The organism is Hymenobacter baengnokdamensis (assembly GCF_008728635.1).
Lineage (GTDB): Bacteria > Bacteroidota > Bacteroidia > Cytophagales > Hymenobacteraceae > Hymenobacter > Hymenobacter baengnokdamensis.
This window is the reverse complement of record NZ_CP044285.1, coordinates 1,411,069-1,422,474: the sequence shown is the minus strand read 5'-3', so window position 1 is coordinate 1,422,474 and position 11,406 is coordinate 1,411,069. Positions and strand designations below refer to the sequence as shown.

6 protein-coding genes, 1 rRNA gene, 1 pseudogene and 1 riboswitch are annotated in these 11,406 nt (G+C 58.6%); of the genes and pseudogenes, 5 read left to right on the top strand and 3 right to left on the bottom strand.

The window, feature by feature from the left end:
- Positions 1 to 70 precede the first annotated feature (70 nt).
- The 5 genes from rrf to F6X24_RS05980 all read left to right on the top strand — a co-directional run bounded on the left by rrf (position 71) and on the right by F6X24_RS05980 (position 6,438).
- Positions 71 to 182 (top strand): 5S ribosomal RNA (gene rrf / locus F6X24_RS06000).
- A gap of 399 nt (positions 183 to 581) precedes the next feature.
- Positions 582 to 691: riboswitch (SAM riboswitch) on the top strand.
- 287 nt (positions 692 to 978) lie between these two features.
- On the top strand, positions 979 to 1,980 hold the full coding sequence (locus tag F6X24_RS05995) for an ATP-grasp domain-containing protein (protein WP_151087141.1): 1,002 nt from the start codon (positions 979 to 981) through the stop codon (positions 1,978 to 1,980).
- A 2-nt stretch (positions 1,981 to 1,982) separates the two neighbouring features.
- Positions 1,983 to 3,008: an LLM class flavin-dependent oxidoreductase gene (locus F6X24_RS05990; RefSeq protein WP_151087140.1), complete on the top strand. Its 1,026-nt coding sequence runs from the start codon at positions 1,983 to 1,985 to the stop codon at positions 3,006 to 3,008.
- A gap of 349 nt (positions 3,009 to 3,357) precedes the next feature.
- The gene (locus F6X24_RS05985) at positions 3,358 to 4,590 is read left to right on the top strand and encodes an NADP-dependent isocitrate dehydrogenase (RefSeq protein WP_151087139.1); all 1,233 of its coding nucleotides are present in this window, start codon (positions 3,358 to 3,360) and stop codon (positions 4,588 to 4,590) included.
- Between the two features lie 615 nt (positions 4,591 to 5,205).
- Positions 5,206 to 6,438, top strand: a complete 1,233-nt coding sequence (locus F6X24_RS05980) for a hypothetical protein (protein ID WP_229725492.1) — start codon at positions 5,206 to 5,208, stop codon at positions 6,436 to 6,438.
- A 65-nt stretch (positions 6,439 to 6,503) separates the two neighbouring features.
- On the opposite strand, the gene F6X24_RS05975 is transcribed toward F6X24_RS05980, so the two are convergent.
- From F6X24_RS05975 to F6X24_RS05965, 3 genes and pseudogenes are all read right to left on the bottom strand, one after another.
- Positions 6,504 to 8,831 (bottom strand): S9 family peptidase, encoded by a 2,328-nt coding sequence (locus F6X24_RS05975; protein ID WP_229725389.1) that lies wholly within the window; start codon positions 8,829 to 8,831, stop codon positions 6,504 to 6,506.
- Positions 8,832 to 9,108: 277 nt separating this feature from the next.
- A pseudogene (locus F6X24_RS19405) lies at positions 9,109 to 9,420 on the bottom strand (glycosyl hydrolase family 18 protein); the annotation flags it as partial.
- Between the two features lie 63 nt (positions 9,421 to 9,483).
- Complete coding sequence (locus F6X24_RS05965) at positions 9,484 to 10,905, bottom strand: chloride channel protein (RefSeq protein WP_151087138.1); 1,422 nt, start codon at positions 10,903 to 10,905, stop codon at positions 9,484 to 9,486.
- Between the last annotated feature and the right edge of the window lie 501 nt (positions 10,906 to 11,406).

Below are 11,406 nucleotides of genomic sequence, written 5' to 3'. Positions count from 1 at the left end.
TACTTCTTTCTCTTTTCCCTTATGTCAACGGTATTGCTGCCTGTCCCTGAACCCGACAGGCAACGCCAGCAATGGTGGCTTTAGCCCGGGTGTTCACCTCTTCCCATTCCGAACAGAGTCGTTAAGCCCCGGTGCGCCTATGGTACTGCCTTCACCGGTGGGAGAGTCGGTCGCCGCCAACTTTATAACCCAAGCCCTGCTTACCCCGCTTTCCCCAGCGCGTAAGCAGGGCTTTTGCGTGTGTACCCTTTACTACAGCCCGCCCTGGCTACTCCCTACTATTGACGCTAAGGTTGGAATTTGAGGCCTGAATATAGTATAGCGGAAGTGGAGTAGCTGCTGTTGAAGCGGGCTGCCTGCCCTATACATTCACTATGGCTTTGCCCAGCAAGTGAGGCGGGCGAAATGGCCCATATGGAACCGTCGGATACGTAGAGGGCCGATGACAACTATACAGAGAGGCCAGCCACGCGGCCTATAGCCACGCGCTTTCTGCCAGCTACACGGCCTGCTGCCATAGAGCGCTTATGAATGCGCGTTCGTACCTTTGCTGCATCAATTCCTTTTGTCAGAAAGGATTGTTTTTATAACGAGGCGCGGAGAGACAGGCTCGATGAAACGCCGGCAACCTTGGCTTGTGCCAAACGGTGCCAACCGAAGGCTGGCGCACTACGCGCCGGCAGTATAAAAACAACACGCCGTGCGCTCCCTTCTCCCCTACCCCGCCCCGCTTCGCAACTTAGCCCGCCACTCGTGGGGCTGTTGTAGCTGTGGCTATTAAGCAGGCTACGCGACACTGCCGGCCGCCGACTGGTTAAACTGTCGGCACCTTACTCAGACGGATTAATCGCATAATATATTAAATTTAATATATTATAGCTCCGAACCTGGACCTTCCCGGGGCTGTTGCTGCCGTAACCCCGCGCGTGCGCGGCCTATTGGGCTTTTGCTTTGTTCCCTCTCACTTTTTTCTTGGTTATGTCGCTTACTTCCAAGCCGATTGGCATTTATTATGAGCACCCCGAGTGGTTTAAGCCACTGTTTGCGGAGCTGGACCGCCGGGGGTTGCCCTACGAAAAGATTGACGCTGCCCATCATCTGTTTGACCCTACGGAAGCCGAAAGCCCTTACGCGCTCGTTGTGAACCGGATGAGCTCATCGGCTTATCTGCGCGGGCACGGGCAGGGTATTTTTCATACCGCAGGCTTCGCCACGCACCTTGAAGGGCTGGGCGTACGCATCATCAACGGCTCGGTAGCTACCAGCATCGAAACCAACAAGGCCAGGCAGCTGGCGCTGTTTCGGTCGCTGGGCTTGAAATACCCTAACTCGCGGGTAGTAAACCACGCCTCCCGGGTACCTGATGCGGCCCGCGAGCTGCGCTTTCCTATTGTGGTGAAGGTAAATATCGGCGGCAGCGGCGCGGGTATCATTCGCTTCGATACTATTGAGGGCGTCGAGGCTGCTGTAGCAGCAGAGCAGATTGACCTGGGTATTGACCAGACGGCCCTGGTGCAGGAATACGTGACGCCCCGGGGCGGCCATATTCACCGCGTAGAAACGCTGGATGGCAAGTTTCTGTACGCCATGAAGGTGTACACCACCGGCGAGAGCTTCAACCTGTGCCCCGCCGAGATATGCCAGATTCCGGAAGCACCGTCGGCTGATTTCTGCCTGACGGAAGCGCCTAAGAAAGGTATTCAGGTAGAAGCCTTTACGCCACCGGCCGAGGTAATTGCTGCGGTGGAGCGCATTGTGGCTGCTGCCAAAATAGACGTGGGCGGCGTAGAGTACCTGATTGATGACCGCACCGGCGACGTGCTGTTTTATGATATCAACGCCCTGTCGAACTTCGTGGCCGACGCCGTGAACGTAGTGGGCTTCGACCCGTACGCCCGTTTCGTGGACTATCTCGAAACGCAAGTACCGGCCGCCCCGGCCGCCGTATCTGCTCACGCTGAAACCGCCCTGGCTGTCTAGTTATGCGTTATGGTTATTGGATGCCCGTGTTTGGCGGGTGGCTGCGCAACGTCGAAGACGAAAACATGCGCGCCGACTGGGACTATGTGAAAACGCTGGCCCAGCGTAGCGAAGAGCTAGGCTACGACCTTTCGCTCATTGCTGAGCTGAATCTCAACGACATAAAGGGCGAAGAGGCCCCATCGCTGGATGCGTGGAGCACGGCGGCGGCCCTGGCGGCCGTTACCAAAAAGATTGAGCTGATGGTGGCCGTGCGGCCAACCTTTCACTCACCGGCTTTACTGGCCAAGCAGGCCGCCAACATCGACCACATCAGCAATGGACGCCTGTCGCTCAATGTTGTGTCGTCGTGGTGGCAGGATGAGGCCAAAAAGTATGGTGTGCACTTTGAGCAGCACGACGACCGCTACGCCCGTACTGCGGAGTGGCTGCACGTGGTAGATAACCTCTGGAAGCAGGACCACTTCACCTTTGAAGGCAAGTTTTATAAGGTGACGGATTCTATTCTTCAGCCCAAGCCGCTGTCGCGGCCGCGGCCGTTTTTGTACGCGGGGGGCGAATCAGAGGCGGCTAAGAATCTGATTGCCAAGCAGTGCGATGGCTACGTGATGCACGGCGACGACCCCGCTGCCATCGGACGGCGCATTCAGGACCTGAGCGAGCGCCGCGAAAAGCTGGGTTTGCCGCGTATGCAATTTGGGGTGGCCGCCTATTCTATCGTGCGAAACACCGAGCAGGAAGTAAAGAAAGAGCTTGACCGCATTACGAACGTGCAGGGCTCGGCGGCAGGCTACAAAAACTACCAGCAGTGGCTGGCCGGCACCCAGCTCGAAAACCAGGTGTCGCTGCAAGACTATTCGGTGTCGAACCGGGGCCTGCGCTCGGGCCTCACCGGCACGCCGGCGCAGGTGGCCGACCGTATCGCGGCTTTTGAGGCGGTAGGCGTCGATTTGTTTTTGCTGCAATGCAGCCCGCAGCTGGAAGAGATGGAGCGCTTTTCAGAAGCTGTCATTCAGGTGCTGGCGTAAGCGGGCCATAACATACAATTTTATATATATTCACAAAGCCTTCGGAACTTCCCTTCCGGGGGCTTTGCTGCTTAACGCAAGGGGTAGCCAGCAACGCCTCCCCTACCGTGCGTAGCGGGGCAAGCAACCTACAAACTGGTGGAAAAGGATGCCGAGCAGGCTGTTTTTATAAATAATTAGCAGCGTTTCGCCAGTGCAAACGTTTGCGACAACCTACGGCTGCCAATGCGCAGAAAGCCTTGCTTAATATTGACCCCGGTAATGACCGCGCCAGACTGGTGCGGGCTGGCCGGCTGGCTTCTTCTCTGGCCGGAGCCTGGTAAAAACCCTCAAAAAGCCCTTAGTGGACATGACTAAAATTAAAGTAGCCAACCCCGTAGTAGAGCTCGATGGCGACGAGATGACGCGCATCATCTGGAAGTTTATCAAAGACAAGCTGATTACGCCGTACCTGGACCTCGACATCAAATACTATGACCTTGGTATTGAGCACCGTGACCAAACCAATGACCAGGTAACCATTGACTCGGCCAATGCCATTAAGCAATACGGCGTGGGCATCAAGTGCGCTACCATCACCCCCGATGAAGAACGCGTGCAGGAGTTTGGCCTGAAGCAGATGTGGAAGTCGCCGAACGGCACTATTCGCAACATCCTGGATGGCACGGTTTTCCGGGAGCCGATTGTGATGAGTAATGTGCCTCGGCTGGTTCCGAACTGGACGGCGCCCATCTGCATTGGCCGCCACGCCTTCGGCGACCAGTACCGCGCCACCGACTTCGTAACCAAGGGCAAGGGCAAGCTCACCATCACGTTTACGCCCGAGGATGGCGGCGACGTGCAGTCGTTTGAGGTATTTAACTTCAAAAACGACGGCGTAGCCCTGGCCATGTACAACACCGACGAGTCGATTCGGGGCTTTGCGCACGCCTGCTTCAACCAGGCCCTGATGAAAGGCTGGCCGCTGTATTTGTCTACCAAAAACACCATCCTGAAGAAGTACGATGGCCGCTTTAAGGACATCTTTCAGGAGATTTACGAGCAGGACTACCTGGCTAAGTTCAAAGCCGCCGGCATCACCTACGAGCATCGTCTGATTGATGATATGGTGGCTTCGGCCCTGAAATGGCACGGCAACTTTGTGTGGGCCTGCAAAAACTACGACGGCGACGTGCAGAGCGACACCGTAGCGCAGGGCTTCGGCTCGCTGGGCCTGATGACCTCCACGCTCGTAACGCCTGATGGCACCGTGATGGAGGCGGAAGCCGCGCACGGCACCGTAACGCGCCACTACCGCGACCACCAGGCCGGTAAGCCCACTTCGACTAACCCCATCGCTTCTATCTTCGCCTGGACGCGCGGCCTGGAGTTTCGGGGTATTCTGGATGGCAACCAGGAGCTTATCGACTTCTGCAAAGCCCTCGAAGCCGTGTGCATCGAAACTGTAGAAAGCGGCAAAATGACCAAGGACCTGGCCGTGTGCATTCACGGCAACAAGGTGGAGCACGGGCGCGACTACCTCTACACCGAGGAGTTTCTGGAAGCGCTAAACGAAAATCTAAAAATTAAACTGGGCAAGTAGGCGGCCGGTAGCTCCGCCTGTAAGCTATCTGAAACCCAGATTGAGCATCCGGCCCAGCTTACCGGAGTACGACGGGCTTTAGACGAAGAACACTCTTTTCGGTTAAGGTCGGCAGATTTGTCCTTCCCACGAATGCAGAAAGCGTCGGCCAGCAGGTCGGCGCTTTTTGGGTATTTGCCTGCCCGTTGTAGTATCCGCGCCTGCTCCGGGCAAATTATTGAGCTTGCTGGCGACCCGGCTGACTTGGAAGCCGGGTAAGAGCTTTCTTATTGAGGCAGTCCGACGTGGGGAAGCGTTAGTTTTGTGCAGTAGTCGCCATCAAGACGAGGACTACTGCTATGATAAGAGGCAGCTGCCTGATGGCACGCTGCATATCAGTCGGCTATTTCTCGAATAAGCAAAACTTTCCCTCAACACAAAGGTAGCTTTCATTATTTAACTGCAGGTTAAGCAATTATCACCTTATTGTTGCTTTTTTAATACGAAACTCCCCCCTCCTTGATTGCCTCTTTTAAAAAATGGGCGCTGCCCGCAGCCTTGTTACTGAGCGCCGAAGCAGCGCGTGCACAAGGTGCGCCGGTGGCAGTGCCGGCTAGTTTGAAGGACGGCTTGAAAATGTACCTCACCGCCGACAGCGCTACGTTCCTGAAGCTGAACTTTGTGGCGCAGGTGTGGGCTCGCTACAACGACAGCAACCCGGGCACTACCGTAAATGGTGAGCTGGCCTCTTCTACAACCGATGTCGGGATTCGGCGGGCGCGGCTGGTGCTCAGCGGGCAGCTCACTCCGCGGGTGTATATGTTTGTGCAGTTTGGTCAAAACAGCTTCTCGTACCTGTCGCCCCGCAAGGCGGGAGCTTTTTTTCACGACATTACCGTCGATTATGCGGTGGTGAAAAAAGCCTTGAGCCTGGGCGCGGGCCTCAATGGCTGGAACGGCCCGAGCCGCTACGCCAATTCGAGCGTCAGCAGCCTGCTGACACTGGACACTCCCTTGTTTCAGGAAACTACCAACGATGTGAATGACCAGCAGGTCCGTAAGCTAGGGGTATATGCGAAGGGCAAGCTGGGCAAGCTGGACTACCGACTCGCCATTGGCAAGCCGTTTGTAACGCAAACCGCCTCGCCGGCACCAGACCCGCTGGGCCGCAACTCGACGTTTTCGACGTTAAACCCGCACGCCGAAACCCACGGGTACCTGATGTATCAGTTTCTGGACCAGGAAAGTGATGCTGCAGCCTCCAACGTAGGGTCTTACCTGGGCAGGAAGCGGGTATTTAACATTGGGGCTGGATTTGTGCACCAAGGCAATGCCATGTGGCACACAACTGCTACCGGCGATACCATCAGCCAGGCTCTCAACCTGCTGGCAGCGGACGTCTTTTATGACGCCCCCGTTAACGCGGCCAAGGGCACGGCCGTGACAGCCTATGGGGGCTATTATCACTACGACTTCGGCCCTGGCTACCTGAAAAATGCCAGCGCGATGAACCCGGCCAACGGGGTCAAAAGCAGCGTGGGCTCGTTTAACGGCCCCGGCAACAGCTACCCCTCACTGGGCACCGGTCATGTGCTGTACGCACAGGCAGGGTACCTGCTGCCGCGTGGCCTGCTGGGCAGCTATGGGACGCTCCAGCCTTATGCATCAACCCAGTATGCCCGCTACGACCGCCTCGCCGACCCCATGGTACTCACCAACCTGGGGGTCAACTGGCTGCTCTACGGCAATACCAGTAAGCTTACTTTTAATTACCAAAACCGCCCGGTATTTACCGCCCAGCACAACGGAGACATTACGGCTACTGACCGCAAAGGAGAATATGTGCTGCAGTACCAGGTGGCGTTTTAGCGAAAACGCTAAAACCAGCGAGGAGGTAGGTATTGCCGACCAGACATGAAGTCAGCGCCTCGCGCCTACTGCATCACATTGCGCGGGTCGGGCACGGGCTTCATTTCGTAGTCGTGCGGCGGCTGGGCACCCGCCAGGTTCTGCACAAAGTAGTCCCAGCGGCGGCGCGTCATGTAAGGCGAGTAGACGCCGTAGCCGTGCGCCGCGTTTGGAAACACCACCAGGTCGTAGCTCTTGTTGGCTTTGGTGAGGGCCTCTACCACGAGCATCGTATTGGAGGAAGGCACGTTGTCGTCCATGAGGCCGTGGGCCAGCATCAGCTTGCCTTTCAGGTTCTTGGCGAAGATGGCGTTGGCCTGGTTATCATAGTTGGTGGTGCCGTCGGGGTTGGTTTTTAGCAGGCCGATATAGCGCTCGGCCCAATCGTCTTCGTAGTTGCGGTTTTCATGGTTGCCCGACTCCGAAATGCCCACTTTGAAGAAGTCAGGGTAGCGGAACATGGCCGCTGCCGTGGCGTAGCCACCACCCGAGTGCCCCCAGATGCCGGCCCGCTCCAGGTCAATATACGGATACTTTTGCGCCAGCTGCCGCATACCAGTCACTTGGTCTGAGAGCGTGTTTTCGGCCATATTGCCGTAGCAGGCATCGTGGTAAGACTTGGAGCGCAGCGGGTTGCAGCTGCCCTCAATCACCACTACCACAAAGCCCAGCTCGGCCAGCGCCTGGTTGTCGCCGCGCGCGGCCGAAAACGACCAGCTGCCCACGCCCCCACCCTGCGGACCGGGGTAGATATAGTTTATAATCGGGTATTTTTTGGCCGGGTCCAGCGTCGTGGGCGTAAACATCAGGCCGTAGAGGTCGGTCTGGCCATCCTGAGCTTTCACCGTGATGGGAACGGGCGCTTTCCAGCCGGTGGCCGTGAGGCGCGAAATATCGGTTTTCTCTACCGGTAAAACCAGCTTTCCATCGGCCCCGCGCAGCACGGTTGCGCCCGGCTTGTCGGGCTGCGAATAGGTGTCGAGAAAGTAGCGGCCCGAGGGCGCCAGCGCCACCTGGTGGTTGCCGGCCTCGGGCGTGAGCAACGTCAGGTTCTGGCCATCGAGCCCAATGCGGTAGAGCTGGGTGAAATACGGGTTGCCCGGCTCGCGCCCATCGGCCAGGAAGTAAAGCTGGCACTTGGCCTCGTCTACTCGCAGCAGCTGCGTCACCACAAAGTTGCCCTTGGTAATCTGATGCTTCAGCGTGCCGCTGCCCGCGTCGTAGAGATACAGGTGTCCCCAGTTATCACGCTCCGAGTACCAGATAACCTCCCTGGTTTTGGGCAGGTAGCGCCAGTTGATGGCATGCTGGCCCGATTCGTACTGCGTGGCCACGGTTTCGGCAAATACGTCGCGCACTGCGCCGGTGGCGGCATCGGCCACGCGCAGCTTTTCCTGCTTGTGGTCGCGTGAGGTCGATACAAAAGCCAGCTGGCTGGCGTCGGGGCTCCAGTCTACGTCGTCGAAGGTACCGCTGCTCGAAATATCATCCGACAGCGACCCACGGTGCGGGTCCGGGGCTACTTGCAAGCGCACCACCTTGGGGCTGTTCACTTCAATAATCACCCGCTCAATCAGGGCAATGTCCTTGTCGCCGGCCAGCGGGTACTTCCACGTTTTCAGCGTGGGGTGGCCTACGTTGGTAGTCACCAGGTACATGTCGCCCACGGCGCGCTGGTCTTGCCGGAAAGTGGCGATTTTGCGCGAGTCGGGCGACCAGCGCAGCACCGGCTGGTCGCTGTGGGTCCAGCCGGCATTGTCGGTGGCGTAGCCGTAGTCCCTGGCGCCGTCGGTGGTGAGCTGGGTGGCCTGGTTGGTTTTCGTGTCGCGGACCCACAGGTTGTAGTCCTTGATGTAGGCGGCCAGCCGGCCATTGGGCGACTCTACTTCGTTCTGCGCGTTGGGGCCGGGCTGGGCATCGCCGGGGCTTAGCTGGCCGCTGCCGAGGTTGTACTGCCAGCTTTTACCGGCGGCAGTGAAGGAAACCGACTTTTCATCGGGCGAAAAGGCAAGGTCCCGAACCGGCAGCCGGCTGGCCTCATAGGTTTTGCCGCTGGCCTTAGATAGCGCCGCGGCCAGCCTGGCGTGGTCGAAAGCGGCCGTGCGGGTTTTGCGGACCGGGTCAACCAGCACAAACTCGCTACCCTTGGCCGTCAGTACGCGGTACCAGAAGCGGTCGCCCGGCAGCCAGTGGGGCTGGCCGGGGCTGCCATCTACCAGGGCCTGGGTATTGTAGCCCATAAAGCGCTCCGCGCGGGCATAGTCCTGGTCCGTAAGAACGGGCCGCTCCTGGGCCGTAGCCCCGGCAATACTAAAAAGCGTGGCGGCCACAAGGCCCGATACGTACTTAAACATAAGCTTGGCATAAGTTGCGGGCGAAAGGTAGCACGGCGCTCCCCACCTGGCCGGGTGACTGCCTCGCTACCGGGTCTTTCCTGGAGCTGGCCGGTGCCCGCCGGCCGCTACCTGCGGCAAATAGTCGCCTGCGCGGCAGCAAGCGATGCGCCCGGCTGGCTTCGGTATTATAGTATATTTATTATATATTAAATAAATTATATTAACACCTTGCTGACAGGCTACTGAGCAGTTTGGTACAGGCTTTCCGGCAAGCCATGTTGGGTCTTATCACCCGTCAGCTCCCAGAACATGACGCCGCCGAGGTGCTTTGCCCGCGCGTACCGGGTTTTAGCCGGATGGACTGCGCATCGTCGAAGGAAGCAAATTCCTGTTGGCGGGCGCTATAGGCATAGGGAGCCTGGGCCACGCCATTGCGGTAAGTGACGAAGCCCCGCGCCGGCGACAGACTATCGGCAAAGTCCTTGTAAGCAATTGTTGTCCTGAATTTACCGGCTTGCCACAGGCCCTGATTGGCGGATGCGACCCCGCCAAACACCCGGCCGTAAAAGGCGGCCCCAATAACAATCTTGCCTGGCGCTACGCCAACCGAATCGAGGTAGCGGACGCCGTAATCAACCGATGCGCGCTGCTGCGGGGTAGCATAAAGGGCTCACTCTTCAACGGGCGATGGGGCCGGCGTTTCTGCTACGTCGGGCTGGGCAGGTACCTCCTGAGCCAGCGACTCCCGGATAAAGCCTTGCTTGAGGTGCTCATAGAGGGAGTGCGGGTCGACTAAGGCGGCGACCGCCTGAGCCAGCATAGCCCCGAGCAGCAATTGAAAAATAGCCGAGTGCCGGTCTGTCATCTCCAGCACCAGGATAGCGGCCGTGAACGGCGAGCGGACCACCCCGGTCAGAAAGCCGACCATGCTGACCAGGATGAGCAGGTTGCGGTCGAGCACCGGCACCCCGGCCAACCGCGCCAGGCCATCGCCCAGCAGTGCCCCCGCGCTCAGCGAGGTGGCAAACACGCCGCCGGCCCCGCCGCCACTATAGCTGAGCACCATGCCCACAAAGCGCGCCGGAAACAGGTAGCCGGGGGTAACGCCGCTGTTTTGAAACAACAGCTGATTGATAATCGGCTTGCCCGTGCCGATTCCTTCGCGGCCGACCAGGTAAGCCAGGCCGCCCATCAGCACGCCACAGCCCAATACCCAGCTTAGTTGCGCCGCCAGGGTTGTGAAGCGGCGGCGGTACTGCCCCACGGCCAGCAGCGCCTTGGCAAAAAGCGCCCCCGCCAGCCCGCAGGCCAGCGCACAGCCCATAGCCAGCACCTGAAACCAGCCGCCCGGAGAGGTCACCTTCGGAAAGCCCAGGTAGAGGTAGGAACCCAGAAACTGCTGAGCCGTGAGCCCGGCGATAATAACGGCCGCGAACACAGCCAGGCGAAAGCGCGACAAGTGAATCTGGGTGAGCTCCTCAACCACGAACACGATGCCCCCCAACGGGGTATTGAAAGCGGCCGCCAGGCCCGCTGCCCCGCCCGTTACCAGCGCAATCTGGCGCGAAAGGTGTGGCCAGCTGGCCGGCTGCAGGCGGTTGATAGTGCGGAATATAGCGGCCGATATCTGGATAGTGGGGCCTTCGCGCCCGATTACGCCCCCACCCAGCAGCAGCACGACGCTGCTCACAACCTTGACGGCAGCAACCCGCAAACTCAGCAAATACTCGGTGTGCCGGTGCTGGGCGGGGTTGGATAGCTCGATACCGGCCATGACCTGCGGGATACCGCTTCCCCGCGCCGCAGGTGCCAGGTAGTACACCAGCGCCCACGAGAGCAGAAAGGCCAGCGGCGTGAGCACAAAGGCCAGCAGGGGCACGCGGCCCAGCCAGTCAAAGCTGAGTTGCTCGGCCCAGACAAATATCCGCTCATACCCTACGGCTACCAGGCCGGTTAGCAGGGAGGCAATCCAAAACGGCAGACTTTGCAAAATGAGGCGCCGCACCCGCGGGGTATACAGCCGGCGAATCAGGTGCTGGTCGAGCCAGGCAAGCACGCGCGCGTAGTGAGAGTGTGGGATAGAATCGGACATAAAAGGGATAAGTGCCGCGGGGCTGTTGGCAGCCCGCACGGGCCAGCGTGGGCTTTAACGGGTGCATACGTAAAGTAGCCAGCCCAAAACGGACAGTTTCCGATTTCCTACTTTTTATGAGGTGCCTGAAGCAGCCAGCGCCAGATGATGCAGCAGCTGTAGCAGAGTGGTGCCTGAGATTGGTAGAGCTGTATGGTTTGCGGGAAGGCTCCCATTGAACGCGACTTCAAACCGACGTATCTTATCAGACTGTCCGTTCTTTGTCTAACTTCTAACGCACCCCCTTAGCTGGAGAGCATCAAAAAGTGTGGAGCAGCGGTCAATGGCCGGGCTTGCGCTAGCAGGGAGCAAAAGGCCGGCGACCCCAACTGCTCCACACTTTTTGATGCTCTCAAGTGTGCGGCCTTGGTTAAAAGTTTGGAGAGGTTACAGCAGTCCAGCCAGCGAATTGCCACACAAGCATGAAGCATAAAAAGGAGGCGTTCTGATGCCGGCTACCCA